The following is a 22,977-nucleotide window of genomic DNA, read 5'->3' as shown; positions in this document are numbered from 1 at the left end:
TATACTTAACGCCTGTTGTGCCCCCAAAAAAAGCGAGCCACCGTTCGGGCTATTGCACCTTCAGGTCTCCTGGGGCTATGTTGTTAATTCTGGTTATTTGATCTTATTAAGGATTCGGTTATGCGAGTGTTAGTTGTGGAAGATAATCCGCTGCTGCGTCATCATCTGGCGGTGCAGTTGCGTGAGATGGGCCACCAGGTTGATGCCGCCGAAGACGCGAAAGAAGCCGACTATTTCCTCAATGAACACACACCGGATATTACCCTGGTCGATCTCGGGCTGCCGGATGAAGACGGCATGGCGCTGATCCGCCGCTGGCGCAGCCAGGAAGTCCGTCAGCCGATTCTGGTCCTCACCGCGCGTGACGGCTGGCAGGCTAAAGTTGAAGCACTGGAAGCCGGTGCCGATGATTACGTGACCAAGCCCTTTCATATTGAAGAGGTCGTGGCCCGGATGCAGGCGTTGATGCGCCGCAACAGCGGGTTAGCCTCGCAAATTATCACCCTGCACCCTTTTCAGGTGGATCTCTCACGCCGTGAGCTGACGATCAATGAGCAGCAGATCAAACTGACCGCCTTCGAGTACACCATTATTGAAACGCTGATACGCAATGCAGGCAAAGTGGTCAGCAAAGACTCGCTGATGCTGCAACTCTACCCCGATGCCGAACTGCGCGAGAGTCACACGATTGATGTGCTGATGGGCCGCTTACGCAAAAAAATCCTGGCAGAGCACGCTCAGGACGTCATCACTACGGTGCGCGGTCAGGGCTACCGCTTCGATCTCTGAGCATGTTTAACTGGCGCCGCAAAAAACCGCTTTCGCTGCGGGTCCGTTTCTTACTCGCTACCGCAGCGGTCGTGTTAACCATGTCGCTCTCCTACGGCATGGTGGCGGTCATCGGTTATGTGGTGAGCTTCGATAAAAACACCTACCGCGTGCTGCGCAGCGAAAGTAATCTGTTTTTCACTCTCTCCCAGTGGCAGGACAATAAGCTGACTATCGTGCAGCCTGAGCGCATGACGCTCAATTTTCCTGCGCTGGTGTTTATTTACGACAATAACGGCAAACTGCTGTGGCAACAGCGCGACGTCCCCGATATTCGCAGCAAGATCCGCCGCGAATGGCTGAATAAGTCGGATTTTTATGAGATCGACACCAATAATCACACCAGCCGCGAAGTGCTGGGCAACGATCGGGATGCACAAAGTAAACTCAGCGCCTATGACGATGATGGCAACGATACCTTCACCCACTCGGTGGCGGTGAACCGTTATGATGCCACGCCCAACCTGCCGGCGCTGACCATTGTAGTGGTCGACTCCATTCCGCAAGAGCTACAACACTCTGACGTGGTGTGGTCGTGGTTCAGCTATGTCTTGCTGGCCAATCTGCTGCTGATTATCCCGTTGCTGTGGCTGGCAGCCCACTGGAGTCTGCGTCCGATTGGCGCACTGGCGGCCCAGGTCCGTGAGCTGGAAGGTGGCAATCGCGACACGCTTGATCCCGCCCCGCCCCAGGAGCTAAAAGGGCTGGTGCGAAATCTGAACCTGCTGCTGGATAACGAACGCCAGCGCTACACCCGTTACCGCACAACGTTGAGCGATCTGACGCACAGCCTGAAAACCCCGCTGGCGGTGCTGCAAACTACGCTGCGTTCGCTGCGCGGTGAACGCAATCTCTCCATCGAACAGGCCGAACCGATCATGCTGGAGCAGATCAGCCGTATCTCCCAGCAGATTGGCTATTACCTGCATCGCGCCAGCATGCAGGCCGATCACCATGCACTGAAGCGCGATGTGCATTCGGTGCCGGCCCTGCTCGACGGGCTGTGCTCGGCACTGAATAAAGTCTATCAGCGAAAAGGCGTTGTTCTGACGCTGGATATTTCACCGGAGGTGATTTTCGTCGGTGAGCAGAACGATTTTATGGAAGTGATGGGCAACGTACTGGATAACGCCTGCAAATACTGCCTGGAGTTCGTTGAGGTCAGCGTGCAACAGACGGAAAAAACACTGCTGCTTATCGTTGAGGATGACGGTCCTGGCATTCCGGAGAACAAGCGTGACCTGGTGTTTATTCGCGGTCAGCGTGCCGATACACTGCGCCCCGGCCAGGGGCTGGGCCTGTCACTGGCACGCGATATCCTCGAACAGTACGCGGGGGATATTCGTGCCAGCACCAGCGAGCTTGGCGGCGCACGTATGGAAGTCGAATTCCAGCGCCAGGAAATGCTGCACAAGCACGAGTAATTTTCCCCCCGGCCATGACATTACACAGTGGCCGTGCGCTGTTATAATCTTTCCACTTACGCGTTTCAGGAAACCATCATGGATTATCAGCTCGATCTCAACTGGCCCGATTTTATTCAGCGCTACTGGCAGAAACGCCCGGTAGTCCTCAAGCGCGGTTTCAAAAACTTCGTAGACCCTATTTCACCCGACGAACTGGCGGGTCTGGCGATGGAGAATGAAGTCGACAGCCGTCTGGTGAGTCACCAGGAGGGTAAATGGGAAGTCAGCCATGGCCCGTTTGAGAGCTTTGATCATCTTGGCGAAAATAACTGGTCACTGCTGGTACAGGCCGTAGACCACTGGCATGAACCTTCTGCCGCCCTGATGCATCCCTTCCGGATGATCCCCGACTGGCGCGTTGACGATCTGATGATTTCCTTCTCGGTGCCGGGCGGTGGCGTTGGCCCACACTTCGATCAGTATGATGTGTTTATCATTCAGGGAACCGGCCGTCGTCGCTGGCGTGTGGGTGAAAAAACGGAGCTGAAACAGCACTGTCCGCACCCGGACCTGCTCCAGGTTGAACCCTTTGACGCGATTATCGATGAAGAGATGGAGCCGGGCGATATTCTTTACATCCCGCCAGGATTCCCGCACGAAGGCTACTCACTGGAAAACGCGATTAACTATTCAGTCGGTTTCCGTGCGCCAAGCGGACGTGAACTGATCAGCGGCTTTGCTGATTACGTGCTGGCACGTGAGCTGGGCAGCCGTCGCTTCAGCGATCCGGATGTGCAGCCACGCGAACATAATGCAGAGATCCTGCCTGACGAACTCGATGGTATTCGCGCCATGATGATGGACGTCATCAACCAGCCTGAACACTTTAACCAGTGGTTCGGTGAGTTTGTTTCGCAGTCGCGCCACGAACTGGATGTCGCCCCGCCGGAACCGCCTTATCAACCGGATGAGATCTATGATGCGCTGCAACAGGGTGACAGGCTGTCACGCCTTGGCGGCCTGCGCGTGGTCTCGATTGGTCAGGCCGTATTTATTAACGGTGAGCAGGTGGAATCGCCGCACCGTGCAGCCCTGACCGCACTGGCGAACGATTTAACGCTGGGGCAGGATCAGTTCGGCGATGCGCTGGACGACCCGTCCTTCCTCGCCCAGCTGGCCGCGCTGGTCAACAGCGGCTACTGGTATTTTGCTGACGAAGAGTAATCCCTGCACGGGGCGGCCAGAAAAAGTCGCCCCGTTCCCTTCAGGCCGACACCTTCCAGGCTGCCCCGGCGACAATGATCCCGTCAATTATGTGAAAGGAAACCCCATGAATCAGCCACGCTGGACACAGGTCGACCAATATCTGGTGGAACAACTGGTGCCACAGGATGCGGCACTGCTGGCCGCGCTGGAAAACAACCAGGCCGCCGGGTTACCTGCCATTGATGTGGCCCCGAATCAGGGAAAACTGCTTAATCTGTTGGCGAAAATGGTCGGCGCAAAACGCATTCTGGAAATCGGAACGCTGGGCGGCTACAGCACACTGTGGCTGGCGCGGGCGCTGCCGGAAGACGGAAAAGTGATTACCCTGGAGTATGAAGCGCATCACGCAGAGATTGCCGCGCAGAATATTCGACGTGCCGGGCTGGAGAGCAAGGTCACGATCCGCGTGGGTGCCGCACTGGATACCCTGCCCACACTGGCTGACGCAGCGCCTTTTGATATGATCTTTATTGATGCCGACAAACGCAATAATCCGGCCTATCTGGAGTGGGCAATACAGTACTCACGTTCAGGCACCCTGATTATTGGTGATAACGTCGTGCGTAACGGACGGGTTGCCGATGGGGATACCAGCGACTGGAACATCCAGGGAGTACGTGATTTTCTTTCGCAGATGGGCCACGATCCACGCCTGGATGCCACCGCCATTCAGACCGTGGGTGCCAAAGGCTGGGATGGGTTCTCGCTGGCGCTGGTGAAGTAATATTATCCCGGACCAGAAGGTTCCGGGACGATATTGGCCAGCGAAATCATCATCCCGGATACTATGACTGCAGGAAAAAATTAAAAATATTTAAAATACAAAACAATCCCCACACAAATCCCGTTATTCGGGACGTCTCGCAGAATTTGTGTGGGGAAATCATTACACCGCGCCCAGCGCCGGGAACCGCAGCTTAAGCTCCGCAAACAACTGCGACATCTGTTCATCCAGCGTCAGCTCATTGCCCTCACCCGCTTTCACCGCCGCAAAAACCTGGTGCTTAAGGAAGTGACGCCACACGACCGGTTGCTGCGCCAGAAATGCAGTCAGCAGTTGATAACGTTCCGGGGTCCAGACCGCTTCAAAGGTGCGACGGGCTTCGCCCACATCAAAGTGTTCGCCGTTCCCCTCCGGCATAACGGCACGCAGACGGGCTGTACCGATCTCGTCGATCTCACCGCACTGCAACGCCACACCGTACTGCTCACGCGCCGCCTGCTCCGTCAGGAAACCACACTGCACATCCTGCAGAACAGCCTGCACCCGGCGGTGTTTCGCCAGTCCGTAGCCACCCGCGCCCGGGCCTTTGATGGCCACCACATCGCCAGGACCACAGTGGATCACATCGGTATTTCCGTGTTCCGTCACCCGGCCATCCGCATGTTCAGTACGGAACCATGAGGTACTTCCGGCCCGCCCACCGGCCGCCCCCGCAGAAGAGAAGACGGAGCGGTTGCGGTTACGCGCCGTAATGGTGGTGTTCGGTGCAAATACCTCAAAGGCCATTTCCGTCGCCAGCCCACCGCGATACTCTCCGGCCCCTGCGCTGTCTGCCGCCAGACCATAACGCAGAAAACGCACCGGGACCTCGGCTTCATTGATCTCAATCGGTGTGTTTTTCAGGAAGGCTGACAGACCGCCGGAACCGTCCGGGCCATCATGTTTCGGTGTACCGCCCGCACCGCCGCCGACCGGGCCGAGCGAGGCCACCACGCTGCGATTTAGCCCATCCACGGTACGAATATTGATAATCGAGTTACCGCCCGGTGAGTTCGCCGGCAGGCGCTCCGGCATCGCCAGCGAGAAAGCACCGACGGTGGCAATCTGCGACATGGCGCAGGTCAGAGAGCGCATGCCGACAGCGGCCGGGGCTTCACAGTTCATGATGGTGCCCAGCGGCAGGATTGCCCGCGTTGGACGCAGCGTACCGGCATTCAGCAGGAGCGAACGGTCCAGCGTCGAGAGGACATAGGTCACGCCAACCAGTGCCAGCGGATGACGTTCGCGCCCGCCGGTTGGCATATTCAGCGAGGACATCAATTGCGGATCGCTGCCGGTATAATCCAGCACCAGGCTGTCACCTTTTACACGCAGTGTCACGGCAATGCGGCACGGATAACCGCCTTCGCCATCTTCATCCGCGTAATCGGCATAGAAGTAGTCACCGTCCGGAATGGTGCTGATAATGCCGCGTGCCTGTTGTTCGGCATAATCAAGAATACCGTCAATCCCGGTGAGGAAATCATCAATACCAAAGCGGGCGATAATCTCCTGTACCTTACGTTCACCAATATTCACGGACGCGATCTGGGCATTAAAGTCGCCCCAGTTCTGATCCGGCGCACGCACGTTAAGCCGCATAATGCGTGCCACTTCATGGTTCAGCACGCCGCCGCTGATGATTTTCAGCGGCGGGATGCGGATGCCTTCCTGCACGATTTCCGTCAGCGAACGCGACAGGGAAGCCGGTACCGCACCGCCCACGTCGGTGTTGTGAATATGCCCCACCACAAAACAGGTAATTTCTCCTTCATGAAATACCGGCTTCCAGATATGAATATCCGGCGAATGCGTGGCGACATTGCCCGCGTAGGAATCATTGGTGATGCAGATATCCCCTTCCTGGTAGCCATCAATCAGCTCCAGCACCGGGCCATAATCAATACCGCTGTACCAGGGGGCGCCAAAGCTGCGCGGCGATGCAAATGCCAGGCCGTCACGGCTGACAATCTGACAGGAGAAATCTTCCGTCTCTTTAACAAACGTCGAGTGCGCGGTGCGCATCAGGGTAAACGCCATCGCATCGGCCGCCGCCGCGCAGTAGTTGGCGAGAATTTGCAGGTTACGACCATCAATTGCCATGATGTGCTCCGGTTTGCGGGGTGATAATCAGGTTGCCAAAGTGGTCAACATCGACCTGCATTTGCGGGGGAACACAGGTGGTGCAGTCATCCTGTGCAATGATCACCGGGCCGGTGAGCTGGTGCCCGGCGAACAGCGCACCGCGTGACACCACATCCACCTGCCACCAGCCTCCGTCAATCCAGGCTTCAACCTGGCGCACGACCGGCACCGGCCCCTCAGCCGCCGCCAGCGTTGTCAGGCGCGGTTTTGGGGTGGGCGATGACAGCACCAGCCGCAGGTTGATCAACTGCACCGCGGCCTCTGCATCATGATGACCAAACAACCGGGTATGATGCGCATCGAAGGCACTGCGGATCGCCGCCAGATCGCCCTCCAGCAACCATGACGGTTGCAGCACCACATCGATCTCAAAAGACTGGCCGCGATAACGCATATCGGCCGAGAAGCTGAGTTCGTATGGCAAATCTGCACCATATTCACGCGCCAGCCAGCCTTCGGCTTCGGTGCGAAGCTGTTGGGCATTCTGTTGCAGGCGGTCGCTGACCGCCGCCGTCAGATCGCAGTACAGCGTGCGGATAAAGTCGTTTTTGATGTCGGCGACCAGCCCACCGAGCGCAGACAGTACGCCCGGTGTCGGCGGCACCACCACGCCTTTCAGTTTCAGCTCACGCGCCAGGAAGCAGCCCATCATCGGCCCGGCACCGCCGAAGGCGAGGAAATAGAACTCGCGCGGGTCGAGGCCAAAGCGTGAGATCAGTCCGCTGGTGTCGCTGTACATACTGGAGATGGCCAGTGCGATAATATTTTCTGCCGTCTCTTCAATGCTGATCCCCAGCGGTTCTGCCAGTTTACCGACCGCTGCACGCGCCCCGGCCACATCCACCTGCACCGCGTTATAACCCAGATCGCCGTGACCAATCAGGCCACAGGCAGCAAAGGCATCCGTGGCGGTGGCTTCAGTGCCGCCACGACGGAAGCACACCGGGCCAGGCAGGGAACCGGCGCTGTCCGGGCCAACCTGCAACACGCCGAGGCTGTCAATCCAGGCGATAGACCCCCCGCCCTGACCGACCGAGGTGACAGAAACAGAGGGAATATAAATGGGGAAGTCCCCGATAATTTCACCGCTGCCGTATTCCGGGCGGCCATTGATAATCACCGCCACATCGGCGCTGGTACCGCCGATATCCAGGCTCAACAGTCGGTCGAAGCCGCAGCTTTCCGCAATATAGCTGGCCCCCATCACCCCGGAGGCAGTGCCGGACAGCACCATCTGTACGCATTCGGCTTTGGCCTGCGCCAGCCCCATCACCCCACCGTTGGATTTGGTAATACGCGGCGGCACCGGCACCCCCATCTCCTTTAACGCCCGCTCGAAAGAGTCCAGATAGTGGATCACTTTCGGCTGCACATAGGCGTTAATCACGGCGGTAATGGTACGCTCGTATTCACGGATAATCGGCCAGATCTCTGCCGAACAGGAGGTCAGCAGATCGGGAGCCAGTTCGGCCACAATCTCACGCACCAATGCTTCATTGCTGCCGTTGCGATAGCTGTGCAGCAGCGAAACCACGATGCCTTCACAGCCTGCCGCACGGGCAGCGTCAACCGCATTGACCACGCTCTGGCGGTCAACAGGCTGTAGCACTTTGCCATCACGGTCAGTACGTTCGGTAATCGCAAAGACCCGGTCACGGGAGATTAACGGCGTCGGCCGGCGCGAGAACAGATCGTGAATATGGGGAATTTTAAGCCGGGCCAGTTCCAGGACATCGCAGAACCCCTCCGTGGTGAACAGCGCCAGCCTGACCCCTTTACGCTGGATCACCGCGTTCACGCCAACGGTGGTGCCGTGAGTAAAATAGGTAATCTCTGTCGGATCAATGCCGTCGCGCTGCGTAAACGCCGCCAGCCCGGTCGTGATTTCGCTGCCCGGACTGTCAGGGCGGGACAGCACTTTCAGGGTACGGATGCTATTATCACGCTCGTCCAGCAGCGCAAAATCCGTAAACGATCCGCCAATATCGACGCCAACGCGGTAACTCATGGGGTGTTTTCCTCTGGTGGGGTGGGAACAAATTCCATCAATCGTTGTGGCTTTTCTACCGGCTGCCATCCTGCACGGCGATAGACCTCGTGGGCATCGTCGGTGGCCAGCATCCAGCGTTTTATCGTGTGTAATTCCGGGTGGGTCAGGATGGTCGCGGCAAACCAGCCGCCGAGGCCTTTGCCGCGATGCGCATCATCAATCATCACATCACTGAGGTAAGCAAAGCGGCTGTAGTCGGTGATCAGCCTCCCAAAGCCCACCTGCTGCTGATGATGATAAATACCGAATGTCAGGGAAGCAGCGAGAGAGCGTTCGGTCATCTCCCGCGTCTGCCCCTGCGCCCAGTAACTCTTTTCGGCGATCTGACGATGAACCCAGTCAATATCGAGTTTTTGCGGGTCACTGCTTAACAGATAGTCATCGCGCTGCCATTCGGCAATGGCGGGCACAAGCGGCTTCAGCATAAGGATTCCTGACTCTTTTTTTAGCGGATAAAAAGAGTGTAAGGCCTTTAGCGGCAGGAGTTTTTTGGTTCATAGCGGGTAAGACGGCGTTTTGTGGGGAATTGGTGGGAAGTGGGGAAATATTCTGCCGGGGGAGTTCAGCCATCCCGGGCGCGGCATGCCACGCCCCTACGGGAGGGAGTAGCTACAGGCGGATGGGCATGCGATGCCCCTGCGGGAGTCAGTCGTTTAAGGCGGATGGGCATGCGATGTCACTGTGGGTGTCAGTCGCTGTAGGGGGCGGACATGCTCGCCCCTGTGGGAGTGAGTCGCTTAAGGCGGATGGGCATGCGATGCCCCTATGGGAGTAAGTCGCTGTAGGGGGCGGGCATGCCCGCCCCGCGGTTAAAACTCAACCTGGGTATGGCGCGTAATCAGCGAGCGCAGAGGCACACTGCTTTTCATAATCGGCGATTTAATCACGATATAACTGAAGTATTTGTCGATGCCCACTTTGGCATCCAGCAGTCCCTCAATCACTTCCTGATAATGCTCAATACTGCGGGTAATAAAGCGCAGCAGATAGTCATAACCACCGGTAATCAGGTGGCATTCCATCAGTTCATCCACCTCGCGGATGGCGTTCTCAAACTTCATAAAATCTTCGCGGCGATGGCCGGAAAGCGTCACTTCAGTGAAAACAGTGACCGAGTCGGTGATTTTCGTCAGATTGATGTGGGCCTCATAACCGGTAATAAAACCCGCGGTTTCAAGGCGCTTCACGCGTTGGAGGCAGGGGCTGGGCGAAAGCCCAACGGCATCGGCAAGGTTCACATTGCTGATACGGCCATCTTTCTGTAGCTGCACCAGAATATTAATATCGATACGGTCCAGTTTCATTAAGCCGTTCATAGAACCCCTTCATTGTTTTACATCACTCAAATGGTATAACACGCTTTCAACAACTTACGCCAGTGTTTTACCGCGCTATACCCTTCGAGCGTTATCATCAATAACTGCAATAATATCAATGAGGAAGCATCTTTATGATTAGCCTAAACGCCCCGTTGCACGCGCCAGTGCGATATCAAAAATATGCAGCGCCTCTTCCAGCTGGGAATCACTGGTGACCAGCGGTGCCAGGAAACGCACGGTATTGCGATGCAGACCACATTTAATCAGTAACAATCCTTCCTGGCAGGCGCAATCGAGGATTTTCTGCGTCAATGCCGCATCCGGCTGTTTGGTTTCGAAGTCGATAATCTCCACCGCCTGCATAAAACCAATGCCGCGCACTTCACCAATACAGGCGTATTTGTCGGCCAGCTGTTGCAGACGTGCATTCAACTGCTCACCGAGCTGGTTAGAACGCTCCAGCAGATTACCCTGCTCAAACAGATCAAGCACCGCCAGCGCAGCCGCGCAGCCCAGCGCGTTACCGCCATAGGTGCCGCCCAGCCCGCCCGGGGTCGGTGCATCCATAATGGCCGCTTTCCCCACCACGCCAGATATCGGCAGGCCGCCGCCGAGGCTTTTCGCCACGGTGACCAGATCCGGCACAATGCCGGTGTGCTGGAAGCCAAACATCTTGCCGGTACGGCCAAAGCCGGTCTGCACTTCATCGCAGATCAGCAGAATGCCGTGACGTTCAGTGATGTCGCGCAGTGCCTGCATAAACGCCGGAGATGCCGTCAGGAAGCCACCATCGCCCTGCACCGGCTCGATAATGATCGCCGCCACACGCTCAGGCAGGATTTGCACGGCAAACAGGGTATTCAGCGCTTTTAAGCAATCTTCTTCAGAAATATCGTGGAACGCATTCGGGAAGGGCACACGGTAAATATCCCCCGGGAACGGGCCGAAGTTCTGCTTATAAGGCTGGCTCATGCCGGTTAAGGTCACACCTAATAAGGTACGTCCGTGGAACGCACCATCGAAAGCAATAATGCCGGGACGGTTAGTATGTGCACGCGCAATTTTCACCGCATTTTCTACGGCTTCCGCGCCGCTGGTGAAAAAGACACTTTTAAATTCTTCGCCCGCGCCAACCAGCTTATTCAGGCGTTTTGCCAGCTCGATATAGCCCGGGTAGGCCGCCACCTGGAAACAGGCGTGGGTCACCAGCTGCAGCTGCTCGGTAACGGCATTGATCACCGCCGGATGACTGTGGCCAACGTTTAATACGCCAATCCCGCCGACAAAATCTAAATAACGATTCCCTTCCACATCCCAGACTTCAGAACCTTTGCCTTTGGCAATAACGATCGGGTGTGCGGTCACTACGCCACGGGGAACATTTTCTGCACGAGCGTCCAGAAACAGGGCGTTATCAGAGAATGTCTGCTGTTCAGCCAGTAAATTGTGCATTTATTTGCCTCATTGACGTGAAGATGAATAGTTGCCCTTAGCGGGCATGGGTCAAGTATCGCAATAAGCCGTAAGGGAAAGCTGCCGTTCAACGGGCGGCGGCAGCATTAACTTTCGTAATTCGTCCTAAACGTTGGATTAAATTTTTACCGCCAGCGTTTCCTGCACCACCGCACAAAACCAGCGGATGCCGTACGGGATCAGCGCATCGTTAAAGTCGTATTCAGAGTGATGCAGCGGGCGGCTTTCCGCAGAGCCCAGCCAGACATAAGCGCCCGGTTTTGCCTGCAACATGAAGGAGAAATCTTCCGAGGTCATCGCCGGTTTCGGTGCGGTGCCGTGCTCAAGCCCGGCACGGCGTGCGGCATTCAGTGCAACACCTGCTTCATATTCGCTATTGAGGGTGGCCGGATAGTAACGGTCATAGGTTACGCTGGCCGTCAGCCCGTGCGCTGCCGTCACATGCTGCGCCAGTTCGCGCATTCGCTGTTCAATGCGGTCCTGCACCGCGCTGTCGAAGGTGCGTACAGTACCGGTCAGGGTTGCCTGTGCCGGGATCATATTGTGTGAGAAGCCGCCGTTAATACGCGTCACCGTCAACACCGCCGGATCGCAGGGGTCAAGATCGCGGCTGATGATAGTGTGCAGCGCCACCACCAGCTCACTGGTCGCCAGCAGGGTATCCGGCGTCAGCTGTGGCTGTGCGGCATGGCCGCCGCCACCTTCGACCGTGATGCTGAACGCATCGCCCGCCGCCATAATCGGCCCCGGCCGCGTCTGCACGGTGCCCAGCGGGAGCTGTGGCCAGTTGTGAATGGCGTAAACTGCATCACAGGGGAAGCGGGTAAACAGGCCGTCGTCGATCATCGCCTGCGCCCCGGCCAGCCCCTCTTCCGCAGGCTGGAAGATAAAATTCACCGTCCCGTCAAAATCCGGGTCGGCAGCCAGCTGTTCGGCGGCCCCCAGCAGCATCACGGTATGTCCGTCATGGCCACAGGCATGGCATCTGCCGGGCTGCTGGCTTTTCCACGGCTGGCTTCCGTTATCTTCCATCGGCAGCGCATCCATGTCGGCACGCAGACCGATTGCCCGCGTGCTGGTGCCGCGTTTCAGCACCCCCACCACGCCGGTTTTCCCGATACCGCGATGGACTTCCAATCCCAACGCAGTGAGAAAGTCAGCCACCAGGCCGCTGGTACGGTGCTCGTGATAACCCAGTTCGGGATGCTGATGCAGATCTCGCCGCAGTGCGACTAAATGCGCCCTATCCATATCAATATCCTTTGTCGCGATCGACCACGCCGATCATGGATTCTCCGCGTTCATAGCGGCGAATATTCTCCAGCAGTGCCTTCACTGCACTTTCTGGCTGCGTCTGGCTGGCAATATGGGGCGTCAGCCAGATCGCCGGATGCTGCCAGAAGGCATGCCCGGCGGGCAGCGGCTCCGGCGCGGTGACATCCACCACGGCGGCACTCATCTGCTGGCTGTCGAGCGCACTGACTAAATCCTCGTGATTAAGCTGCGCACCGCGCCCAACCTGCACCAGCGCGGCACCAGCGGGCAGCTGGCTGAACAGATCGGCATTCAGCATCCCTTCCGTGCTGGCCGTCAGCGGCAGCAGGCAGATCAGAATGTCCGTGCGCGCCAGGAATTCAGTCAACTGTTCGTTACCGGCCCAGCAGCGTACACCCGGCAGATCGCGCGGCGTACGGCTCCAGCCACCACAGTCAAAGCCCATCGCCACCAGCGGCTTCAGTACCGCCTCGCCCAGCGTGCCCAGGCCCATCACGCCAATACGCCGGCTGGCTGCGGTATGCACACTGTGCACCTGCCAGAGGCCATCGCGCTGCTGTTGCAGGTAGCGCGGCATATCACGATGCAGGCCCAGCACGGCAAAAGTCACGTATTCCACCATCCCGCTGGTGAGGCCGGGTTCAATCATCCGCACCACCGGCAGCCCAGGCGGCAGGCTGGCATAGTCGAACTGATCGGCCCCTGCTCCCACGGAAAACAGCACTTTCAGATTCGGAAACTGCTGCATAATATTGTCCGGCGGCACCCAGGCGACCAGGTATTCAACGTCTTCCGGGTTACCGATATCCGGCCACAGGCGGAAGCTGGCGGCGGGGGCCAGTTTTGCTACCAGGGCGGCCCATTTATTCCCGCGTTCGGGTTCTGACTTATAGACAATGTTCATCAGGCCAGCGCCTGGCTCATCAGCCCATACGCCTGCATCCCGCCCGCTTCTGGCTGCCACGGCACGCCTTTGTACATGGTGGTCGGTGCATCCACTTCCACCATCCCCACGTCATTCAGCCACGGGCCCAGCCCCGCTGAACGGTCGGTATCAATACGCACAAACTCCCCACTGACACCGCTTAACAGCTGGCTGACCAGTAATTTCGCATTCGACAGCGTGCGTGCGATCACCGGGCCGATAGCATAGCCATGACCAAAACGACGCAGGCAGGCAAAACCCGCCGCCGTGCCATTCTCTTCCAGCACCAGGAAACGCTCCGCGCTGTCGATCAGGTTGGCGATCAACAGGGGGCGATGCTGTCCCAGCGCCTGACGATCCAGCGCCGTCAGCAGCGCTGCATCCTGTCCCCCGGCAACACGTAAGCGCTGCTGCGGGCCACAGGCAATTGCCTTGATGGCAGGCAGTTCGCGGCACTGATGCTGCTCGACATGTCCGGTGGCGACAAAACCCAGTTTTTCATACAGCGGCTGCCCCGCCTCCGTGGCGTGCAGACGCACATTGCTGCCCTCAAGCGCCGCCAGCGTCTGCTGCATCAGCTGTTTACCAATGCCGCGCCCCTGCTGTGCGCCATCGACAATCACCAGTCCGAGGGTGGCGTAGTCACGCCCCCAGCGCCAGCGCAGCGCGGTGCCAATCACCTCACCATTTTCCTGCGCCACCAGGCCTTCCCCCAGCAGAAGAGCCTGCTGCCAGTCAGCGCGGCGGTGTGGCCACTTCATCTGCTGCGTCAGGGCAAATGCCGCATCCAGATGATTTTCATTCATTGCAACGAATTCAATAGTCATTTCAGCTCCTTACATCATGCCCGGCGCATCAAGGCCGGAACCGTCGATCAGACGCTCATAGCGGAACGGCGTCGGGTCAACAATCGGGGTATCTTTGGTGGCGAGATCGGCCGCCAGGCGACCGGCACCGGGGCCAATGCCGAAACCGTGGGCGCTGTAACCCGCCGAGAGAATCAGACCCGGCAGTTTACCCACCGGGGAGATCACCGGTACCGCATCGGCGGTGCTGTCGATCATCCCGCCCCAGGCCTGCTCCAGACGCACGTTTTCCATAGACGGGAACTCTTTGCGCATCGCACTCAGCCCTTCCTGCACCATCGCCATATCCGGTGCCGGGTCAAGAATGCGCACTTTTTCGAACGGCGAGATGCCATCCATCTGCCAGCGTGCCAGCGATTCCGGGCCGTTGAGGAACGGGCCAAGGCCAAGATTAATGGTCAGGTTTTTGCGCCGCGCTTTAAAGGTCGGGTAGAACTGGCGTGCATAGCGCAGCCCCTGAAAACCGGGTTCAAGACGCCCGCGGCCTGAGACGGAAACGGTATAGCTGCCATCCAGCTGCGGACGGCAGGCGAAGCCCGGGGTATACAGCGGCAAAGCAATTTTCTGTTCGATAGGTGCGGTACGGAATGCCGTACCAATCACATTACCCAGCGGCAGATCGATGCCGTGGCGGCGGCAGAACATCGATGTCCAGGCCCCACCGGCGCAGATCACGCTGCTGGTTTTAATTAAGCCGCGTTCAGTCAGCACACCGCTGACGCGTCCCGCCGAGATATCCAGCCCGCGCACCGCGCACTGCTGAAAGACCATTGCGCCCAGGCGCTGAGCCGCAATCGCCAGACCGGGTGCCGCAAGTGAAGGTTCAGCGTGGCCGTCAGTCGGTGAAGAAACACCACCCAGCCAGGCGCTGGAACTCCCCGGCGTCATCGCTCTGGCGCGTTCAGCGGTCAGAATTTCGCTGTGGAAGCCATACCCTTTCGCCATGGTGTTCCAGGCTTCCCAGGCATTAATGTCCTCCTGGTTTTTGGTGGCGTACACCAGCCCGCTGCGACGAAAGCCCAGCTCTTCACCGGTTTCCACACCCAGTTCTTCCCAGCGTTGCAGCGCATATTGAATTAAGGGCAGTTCGCGCTCGTCGCGGTTCTGCTGGCGGCACCAGCCCCAGTTACGGCTCGACTGTTCGCCGCTCACCAGACCCTTTTCAATCAGCACTACGCTGACGCCTTTTTTGGCCAGCTCATAGGCGGCGGCCGCTCCGGCAATGCCGGCGCCGATCACCACCACATCCGCTGCGGGCGGAAAATGAGGGCTGTCCTGTACGTATCGAATCGGTGCGGGCATGTTATTCCTTACCTGAAAATAGTGTCTTCATCTGTGGGTGAGGCGTGCCTCACCCCTACGAAAATAGGTTTTTATGCGCAAGGCGTGCCTCACCCCTGCGTAAATATGTTTTATGGGTGAGGCGTGCCTCACCCCTACGGGCATTGATATTGTCGCCGGGCATCCCCGGTGAACGTAGGGGTCAGGCATGCCTCACCCGGTATAACATCACAAGGCGATATCACTCTCTTCGTGCTCGTCAAGCCAGCCCTGACGCAGCTCTGGCACCGCGCGTTTCAGGCGCTCATAGTACAGCTCGGTCGACGGTTTGTCGTAGTCGGCACGCGCCACCTGGGTGACCATACGGCCATTTTTCACCACGATAATCTCATCACACACCGAACGTACCGCGTGCAGATCATGGCTGATAAACAGCACCGACAGACCCAGCTCACGCCGTAACTCGGTGATCAAATCCAGCACCGCAGCGGCCACCACGGTATCCAGCGCCGAGGTCACCTCATCACAGAGAATCAGATCCGGCTCTGCTGCCAGCGCACGCGCCAGGTTCACACGCTGCTTCTGCCCGCCAGAGAGCGACCAGGGCTTACGCCACAGCACGCTGCGCGGCAGGCGCACCAGGTCGAGCAGCTGCAGCATCCGTCTTTCCAGCGCCGCACCGCGCAGCCCGTGGAACAGCTTCAGCGGGCGCTTGAGGATCGTTTCAATGCTGTGCGCCGGGTTAAGCGCGGTGTCCGCCATCTGGAACACATACTGAATGCGGCGCAGCTCGTTCTCCGGGCGCTTATGCATATCTCCGGCGATGTAGTGGCCGTTAAACAGAATATGGCCGCCGCTGGGTTTGTTCATCCCGGCGATAGCGTGTGCCAGGGTGGTTTTACCCGACCCGGACTCACCGATAATGCCGATGGCCTGGCCGCGGTACAGTTTGAAATTAATGTCTTCGAGGATCTTAATCTTCGGCTGGCCGTTGCTGTCCAGTGGGCCATAACCGGCGGAGAGATCGCGCACCTGCAACAGCGGTTGCACGCTCTCATCCTGCGCTTCCCACGGGCTGGGACGCGGCTTCTGCTTCGCGGCTTCCAGCAGCAAATGGCTGTATTCCGCCTGAGGTGCGCGCAGCAACTGCTCAGTGGTGCCGTATTCGGCAATCGCCCCTTTCAACAGCACCAGAATTTTGTCGGCCATCTGCGCTACCACCGCCAGATCGTGGCTGACGTAGATAGCGGTGGTACCACGCTGGCGCACCACGCGGCGGAAGGCTTTCAGTACTTCCACCTGCGTGGTCACATCCAGTGCCGTGGTGGGTTCATCGAGGATCACCACTTCCGGGTCGCTGATCAGCGCCATCGCCGTCATCAGGCGCTGTAACTGGCCGCCGGAGACCTGATGCGGATAGCGGTCACCGATGGTTTCCGGGTTCGGCAGTGCCAGCTCACGGAACAGTTCGATGGCTTTGGTTTCGGCATCGGCGCGGCTCATCACCCCGTGGATCACCACCGGCTCCACCACCTGGTCCATGATTTTCATCGCCGGGTTAAACGAGGCAGCAGCACTTTGTGCGATGTACGCGACTTTGTTGCCACGGAACTGACACAGCTGGCCGGGCGTTAGCGAGGTCACGTCGGTGCCCGCCACGTGCACGGTACCTCCGGCGATCTTACAGCCGTGTCGGGCATAGCCCATCAGCGCCAGTGCAATCGTGGTTTTACCCGAGCCTGATTCACCAATCAGGGCCAGCACTTCGCCTTTCTGCACGGTGAAATGGATATCCGCTACTAGGGAAATCTCGTGGCCATCATCGGCCTGGGCGGTCACACGCAGATTGTCGACAGACACCATCGGCGTTGAGGCATGTGGCGTAATATTCATGCGGTCCCCTTAGCAACAACAGTTAATGAGCGCATCGATTGCAGGCTGTCGATAAACAGGTTGGCGCCGATGGTCAGACTGGCGATCGCCACCGCCGGCATCAGGACCGCAGGCGAACCATCAAACAGCCCTTGCAGGTTTTCGCGTACCAGCGTGCCCCAGTCGGCATACGGCGGCTGCACGCCCAGGCCGAGGAAACTCAGGCCGCTGAGCAGCAGAACGATGTAGACAAAACGCAGACCGAAGTCGGTCAGCATCGGGTGCAGCATATTCGGCAGAATGTCATGGATAGCCACATACAGACGGCTTTCACCGCGCAGACGGGATGCCTGAACATAGTCCATCGAACGCAGGCTCGATGCCATCGCATAGGCGATGCGATACGCCCCCGGCCAGTAGGTAAACACCGCGGTAATAATCAACATCGGCAGCGATGAGCCAAATACAGCGACAATCATCAGCGCAAGGATTTTCCCCGGCAGCACCAGCATGGCATCGTTGATGCGCCCCAGCACCTCCTCCAGCCAGCGCCCGGCCACGGCCGCCAGCAGCGCCAGCAGCGTACCGACCAGGCTGGCCAGCAGTGCGGCGGTCAGCGCCAGGCCAATCGAATAGCGGGCACCAAACAGAATACGGCTGAAGATGTCACGGCCCAGATAATCGGTGCCGAACCAGAACTCACGGCTGAAGTCACCGAACAGCGGACCGCCACCGATATCTTCCAGATTGTGCGGCGCCAGCGCGGTGCCAAACACCGCCATAAAGATCCAGAACAGGGTGATCAGCAGGCCGATTCGGCCGCTGATAGTGAGAGATTGAAAGAAGCGCCACGGCAGCGTCAATGTGTTCATCAGCCCCTCCACTTAGGATTGAACGCGATAGTCAGAATGTCAGCGGCCAGTAACAGCACCAGATAGCAGACGGCGAAGAACATCACGCAAAGCTGCACCACCGGCAGGTCGCGGTTGCTGACCGCATCCACCATCTGGCTGGCCAGCCCCGGATAGCTGAAGATACTTTCGATAATAATCACCCCGCCAAACAGGTAAGAGAGGCTGAGTGAGATAGCATTGGCAATCGGCCCCACCGCATTCGGCAGCGCATGGCGTAGCATGGCGCGCAGCGGTGAAACACCTTTCAGCAGCGTCATTTCCAGATACGGGCTGTCCATCTGGTTGACGATAGCGGCACGCGTCATCCTTGCCATCTGCGCCACCACCACGCAGCACAGTGTCATCACAGGCAGAGCGAAGGTGCGCAGGAAACCGAGGAAATCCTGATGGGTGGAACCCAGCGACATGGCGGGCACCCAGTGCAGTTTGACGGCAAAGATAATCACCGCCACGGTAGCCACCAGAAACTCGGGTACGGCCACCACGGCCATGGTGCTGACCACCAGCGCGCGGTCAAGGAACGACCCGCGCTTCATGGCGGCGGTGATACCGATAAACAGCGCCAGCGGCACCGACACCAGGGTCGTGGTGACGGCGAGCTGGAAGGTGGCCGGAATACGTTGCGCCACCAGTTGCGTCACCGGAAGATTACTGGCGAAGGAGGTGCCAAAGTCGCCCTGAAACATGCCGGCCAGCCAGCTGAAGTAACGCATGATCAGCGGTTGATCCAGTCCAAGCTGCTGGCGCAGTGCCGCGACCGTTTCAGGCGTCGCGGACTGGCCAAGGATCATCTGCGCCGCATCGCCCGGCAGCATGCTGGTGATAAAGAACACCAGCGCCGAAACAATGAGAAGCGTAAGTAAACCCGACCCTATGCGCCGGAATATCAGTGTGAAAATGTACCTGTTCATCGCCATTCTCCTGGTGAAAGATGAAAGATTTACGACGTCAGCCAGGCATACTCGTGGAAGCGATAGCCCATCATCATGCCTGACGGCATCGCTTCAACCCCTTTCACTTTGTTGCTACAGCCGTCCATCGAACTGATGAAGGCCGGGATCAGCGTGCCGCAGTTGTCGTACACCAGTTTCTGCATGTCGCCATACATCTGCTTGCGTTTGCCCTGGTCGCTTTCGCCACGGGCGGCGGTAACCAACTGGTCGAACTGTGCATTTTTCCAGCCAGACTCGTTCCACGGGGCGGAGGAGAAGTAGAACTGGGAGAACAGCATATCCAGCGTGGGGCGCGGGTTGACCGAGCCGTAACCGATAGGATCTTTCATCCAGTGGGCTGACCAGTAACCGTCATACGGCACACGGCGTACGGCCACATTCAGTCCGGCTGAACGCGCGATCTGCTGTAACAGCTGGCCGCCTTCCACTGCCCCTTCGATATTCGGGGTAGTGATGATCTCGATTTTCGCACCGACCATATTGGCCTTTTTGAGGTGGAATTTGGCTTTATCGAGATCCAACGGACGCTGCGGCAGATCCTTGTTGAACATCGGATGCCAGGGCGGAACCGGGGTGTCGTTACCCACATCGCCAAAGCCCTGCAGCACGGTTTTCACAATCATTTCACGCGGTTGCAGATACTTCATTGCCAGCACGAAGTCAGGATTGCTGCCCGGGGTACGGTCAGTACGGATAATCAGGTCACTGTACATACCGGACTTACTTTCCAGAATGTTGAACTTACCGTTCTGACGCAGGCGTTTCACATCATTTGCGCCCAGCGTAGAGACGATATGCAGGTCGCCCGACATCAGTGCGTTGACACGTGCTGCCGGATCGGTCACTCCCATCAGCTCCACTTCGTCGAGGTGAGGCAGGCCCGGTTTGTAGTAGTTTTTGTTTTTTGTGCCGACGGTACGTACACCCGGCTGGAACGAGGTGAGAACAAACGGCCCGGTCCCCATTCCTTTGCTGAAGTCTTTGGTGCCGTCCTGCACAATCAGGAAGGAGCTGGTCGCCAGAATCGACGGCAGGTCGAAGTTTGGCTGCTCAAGCGTGATCTGCACTTCAGACGGGCTGACGGCCTTAATCTCTTTCATCTGGCTGGCGAGGGTGATCACCGTTGATGCCACCGCCGGATCTTTATGGCGGCTGAGGGAGTAAACCACGTCGGTGGCAGTCAGCGTTTTACCGTCATGGAAGGTGACACCCGTACGCAGCTTCACGTTCCAGTTCAGGCCATCACTGCTGGTAATGGATTCCGCCAGCGCAGGCTGCGCTTTCAGTTCTTTATCCAGTTCGGTCAGACCGCTATAAAACATAAACTGACGGCAGTAGTCGCCGCTGTTGCTGCCTTTCGCCGGGTCAAGCGTATCGCTGGCGGAGGCGTTGGCGACAGCCGCACGCAGTTTGCCGCCCTTCACCGGGGCTTCAGCGGCAAAGCTGAATTCCGGAAAACCAATCAGACCGGTGCTCATCACCGCGCCTGCTGACAGCAGCTTCATCATGCCGCGTCGGGATATTGCGACATCCGTAATCGCCTGGGTCAAATTCGGGTTAACACGGCTAAATTCTTTGCGAAATTTACTCATTTGCACACCCTCAAAATCGTTGTTAGTAACGTTTACCCTGAACGGATATGTTCTTATTTAGGACATTTTGTCTTTAACTTTGTAATACAGTCCTGCTACCGGCAGGAACCAGGGCTTCCCGAAGTAACCGGGTACCGCTGGCCAGCTGTTGCGCTGCCACGGATTTTCGTTGCTTTTCTCTGCTATCAGATCGGCCATAACACGGCCCATCCACACTGACATCTGAGTGCCATGCCCGCTGTAGCCCAGCGAGTAAAACACCCCGTCCTGTTCGCCCGCATGCGGCAGACGGTCGGCGGTCATATCCACCAGTCCACCCCAGCAGTAATCAATCGCCACATTGCCCAGCGCCGGGAACATCTTCTGCATTCCGGCTTTCAGCACGTCGCCACTTTTTGCATCCGATGTCGGGCTGCTGATGGCAAAGCGGGCGCGTCCACCAAACACCAGACGACGGTCGACGGTGGTACGCATGTAATTGCCGAGGTTAAGTGAGGTGACGTAGGTACGGTCACCCGGCAGTAAACGGTTAAGCAGGCTTTCCTCCAGAGGCTCGGTGACCACGACAAAGCTGCCCACGGGGATAATGCGGCGCTGGAACCAGTCAAACGGGCCCATGTTCGAACAACCGGTCGCCATCAGCACTTTGTCCGCGATAATATCGCCCTTAGCGGTGCTCACACGGTGGCGGTACCCGCTCAGACGCGTCAGGCCGGTGACCGCACTGTGCGGGTAAATCGCTGCTCCGGCGCGGGCGGCAGCTTCTGCCAGGCCGACGCCAAACTTGCCCATATGCATCTGGCCGCCGTGGCGCTGTAACAGCGCACCATGGAACTGCGGCGAATCGATTTCGCGCTTCACCTCGTCAGCACTCAGGATTTCCACATCCGGGTCAACGTGGCGTTTCATCATTTCGCACGCGGCGACCAGTGACGGCAGGTGCGACGCTTTGCTTGCCAGCTTCAGCTTGCCGCAACGGCGGAAATCACAATCGATCTGCTCATTCGTCACCACGCTCTGTACATAGTCCACCGCATCCGCAAAAGCGCGGTAATAGCGGGTGGCCTGCTCCACGCCCTGGCTCTCCACCAGGGCTGAGAAGTTCTGCGCGACGCCGGTATTACAGTGGCCGCCGTTACGGCCGGAGGCCTGGCTCATTACTTCACCCGCTTCCAGTACCACCACTTTCACGCCACTGCGGGCGAGGTTGAGTGCTGCTGAGATGCCGGTAAAGCCGCCGCCAATCACCACCACATCGGCAGTGGCTGGCAGGTCGCCCGTTGCCGCACCGGTGAAAGCGGGTGCCGTTGCCTGCCAGAATGATTCCAGTTTCATTGCCCTGCTCCTCTGAGGCTTACAGCCCGACGACGCCCGGAAGACCACCAATATCTGTGATTTCGCTGTACTCATAGGCCGGGTTGCCCGGGCCGTGACCGCGATTAACAAACACTTTGTTTTTGATGCCGAGGTCGTAGGCGGTCATCAGGTCATAACGCAGGCTGCTGGAAACGTGCAGGATCTCTTCCGGCCCACAGTTCAGCTTGTTGAGCATGTACTCAAAGCCTTTCATCTGCGGCTTATAGGCACCGACTTCTTCGGCGGTGATGGTCATATGGATCGGCGCGCCCAGGCGCGGAATATGGTTCTTGATCAGCGCATCGGTGGAGTTGGTCAGCAGCACCAGCGGGAACTCTTTCGCCACAATGGCCAGGCCGGCAGGCACATCAGGATGCGGGCCCCAGGTAGCACAGGCGGTCATCACGTCGGCGCAATCCTGATCCGTACACTCCACGCCCCATTTGTTACAGGTGCGGTACAGCGCATTGGCCACCACCAGCGGGTAAAGCTTAAAGGCACCCAGCACTTCATCCATGCGATAGTTCGAGAAGTCGGTGGTAAACGCCACCATCTGAGCCGGGCTGACGCGATCGGCGAAGATGGCGGCGGCGGCACCGGCCATATCGAAGTTGATCAGCGTGCCATAGCAATCGAAGGTGATGTATTTCGGTTTAAACACGGCCATTATGCTACCTCTACAGAGTGGAATTT

Annotated in this window: 19 protein-coding genes; 4 read left to right on the top strand and 15 right to left on the bottom strand. The window is 58.1% G+C overall.

Annotated elements, in window-relative coordinates; translation table 11 throughout:
• Positions 1 to 120: 120 nt before the first annotated feature.
• From phoP to FVB43_RS18690, 4 genes are all read left to right on the top strand, one after another.
• Positions 121 to 789, top strand: a complete 669-nt coding sequence (gene phoP / locus FVB43_RS18705) for a two-component system response regulator PhoP (protein WP_133843291.1) — start codon at positions 121 to 123, stop codon at positions 787 to 789.
• Between the two features lie 2 nt (positions 790 to 791).
• Entirely contained in the window at positions 792 to 2,252 is a 1,461-nt protein-coding gene (gene phoQ / locus FVB43_RS18700) for a two-component system sensor histidine kinase PhoQ (protein WP_133843289.1), read from the top strand.
• A gap of 78 nt (positions 2,253 to 2,330) precedes the next feature.
• On the top strand, positions 2,331 to 3,458 hold the full coding sequence (locus FVB43_RS18695; protein ID WP_159337285.1) for a ribosomal protein uL16 3-hydroxylase: 1,128 nt from the start codon (positions 2,331 to 2,333) through the stop codon (positions 3,456 to 3,458).
• A gap of 106 nt (positions 3,459 to 3,564) precedes the next feature.
• Positions 3,565 to 4,224, top strand: coding sequence for an O-methyltransferase (locus FVB43_RS18690; RefSeq protein ID WP_167864497.1), 660 nt, complete (start codon positions 3,565 to 3,567; stop codon positions 4,222 to 4,224).
• 162 nt (positions 4,225 to 4,386) lie between these two features.
• Here the strand turns inward: FVB43_RS18690 and FVB43_RS18685 are convergent, their stop codons facing one another.
• From FVB43_RS18685 to FVB43_RS18615, 15 genes are all read right to left on the bottom strand, one after another.
• Entirely contained in the window at positions 4,387 to 6,366 is a 1,980-nt protein-coding gene (locus FVB43_RS18685; protein ID WP_167864496.1) for a hydantoinase B/oxoprolinase family protein, read from the bottom strand.
• A complete protein-coding gene (locus FVB43_RS18680) occupies positions 6,356 to 8,416 on the bottom strand; it encodes a hydantoinase/oxoprolinase family protein (protein WP_167864495.1) in 2,061 nt (686 codons plus the stop codon). Before FVB43_RS18680 ends, FVB43_RS18685 begins: the two co-directional genes overlap by 11 nt.
• Positions 8,413 to 8,883 carry a GNAT family N-acetyltransferase gene (locus tag FVB43_RS18675; protein WP_133843279.1) on the bottom strand — a complete coding sequence of 157 codons (471 nt, stop codon included), beginning with the start codon at positions 8,881 to 8,883 and terminating at the stop codon, positions 8,413 to 8,415. The genes FVB43_RS18680 and FVB43_RS18675 overlap by 4 nt, the downstream gene beginning before the upstream one ends.
• Positions 8,884 to 9,267: 384 nt before the next feature.
• Complete coding sequence (locus tag FVB43_RS18670) at positions 9,268 to 9,774, bottom strand: Lrp/AsnC family transcriptional regulator (RefSeq protein WP_105594848.1); 507 nt, start codon at positions 9,772 to 9,774, stop codon at positions 9,268 to 9,270.
• A gap of 138 nt (positions 9,775 to 9,912) precedes the next feature.
• Positions 9,913 to 11,229: a 4-aminobutyrate--2-oxoglutarate transaminase gene (gene gabT, locus FVB43_RS18665; protein ID WP_167864494.1), complete on the bottom strand. Its 1,317-nt coding sequence runs from the start codon at positions 11,227 to 11,229 to the stop codon at positions 9,913 to 9,915.
• A gap of 138 nt (positions 11,230 to 11,367) precedes the next feature.
• Positions 11,368 to 12,501: a M20 aminoacylase family protein gene (locus FVB43_RS18660; RefSeq protein ID WP_133843275.1), complete on the bottom strand. Its 1,134-nt coding sequence runs from the start codon at positions 12,499 to 12,501 to the stop codon at positions 11,368 to 11,370.
• A gap of 1 nt (position 12,502) precedes the next feature.
• The gene (locus FVB43_RS18655; protein ID WP_159337288.1) at positions 12,503 to 13,429 is read right to left on the bottom strand and encodes a 2-hydroxyacid dehydrogenase; all 927 of its coding nucleotides are present in this window, start codon (positions 13,427 to 13,429) and stop codon (positions 12,503 to 12,505) included.
• Positions 13,429 to 14,277 carry a GNAT family N-acetyltransferase gene (locus FVB43_RS18650; protein ID WP_159337289.1) on the bottom strand — a complete coding sequence of 283 codons (849 nt, stop codon included), beginning with the start codon at positions 14,275 to 14,277 and terminating at the stop codon, positions 13,429 to 13,431. Before FVB43_RS18650 ends, FVB43_RS18655 begins: the two co-directional genes overlap by 1 nt.
• 9 nt (positions 14,278 to 14,286) lie before the next feature.
• On the bottom strand, positions 14,287 to 15,618 hold the full coding sequence (locus FVB43_RS18645; protein WP_133843270.1) for an NAD(P)/FAD-dependent oxidoreductase: 1,332 nt from the start codon (positions 15,616 to 15,618) through the stop codon (positions 14,287 to 14,289).
• Between the two features lie 207 nt (positions 15,619 to 15,825).
• Positions 15,826 to 17,490 (bottom strand): ABC transporter ATP-binding protein, encoded by a 1,665-nt coding sequence (locus FVB43_RS18640; protein WP_133843268.1) that lies wholly within the window; start codon positions 17,488 to 17,490, stop codon positions 15,826 to 15,828.
• Positions 17,487 to 18,341, bottom strand: coding sequence for an ABC transporter permease (locus FVB43_RS18635; protein ID WP_133843266.1), 855 nt, complete (start codon positions 18,339 to 18,341; stop codon positions 17,487 to 17,489). The genes FVB43_RS18640 and FVB43_RS18635 overlap by 4 nt, the downstream gene beginning before the upstream one ends.
• Positions 18,341 to 19,294, bottom strand: coding sequence for an ABC transporter permease (locus FVB43_RS18630; RefSeq protein ID WP_133843264.1), 954 nt, complete (start codon positions 19,292 to 19,294; stop codon positions 18,341 to 18,343). The genes FVB43_RS18635 and FVB43_RS18630 overlap by 1 nt, the downstream gene beginning before the upstream one ends.
• Positions 19,295 to 19,323: 29 nt before the next feature.
• Complete coding sequence (locus FVB43_RS18625) at positions 19,324 to 20,928, bottom strand: ABC transporter substrate-binding protein (RefSeq protein ID WP_159337291.1); 1,605 nt, start codon at positions 20,926 to 20,928, stop codon at positions 19,324 to 19,326.
• A 57-nt stretch (positions 20,929 to 20,985) separates the two neighbouring features.
• Positions 20,986 to 22,263 (bottom strand): NAD(P)/FAD-dependent oxidoreductase, encoded by a 1,278-nt coding sequence (locus FVB43_RS18620; RefSeq protein ID WP_167864493.1) that lies wholly within the window; start codon positions 22,261 to 22,263, stop codon positions 20,986 to 20,988.
• Positions 22,264 to 22,282: 19 nt separating this feature from the next.
• On the bottom strand, positions 22,283 to 22,951 hold the full coding sequence (locus FVB43_RS18615) for a haloacid dehalogenase type II (protein WP_159337293.1): 669 nt from the start codon (positions 22,949 to 22,951) through the stop codon (positions 22,283 to 22,285).
• Between the last annotated feature and the right edge of the window lie 26 nt (positions 22,952 to 22,977).

This window comes from Erwinia rhapontici, from assembly GCF_012271765.1.
Taxonomy (GTDB): domain Bacteria; phylum Pseudomonadota; class Gammaproteobacteria; order Enterobacterales; family Enterobacteriaceae; genus Erwinia; species Erwinia rhapontici.
The sequence above is the reverse complement of the archived record's forward strand: the minus strand, read 5'-3'. Positions and strand labels throughout refer to the sequence as shown.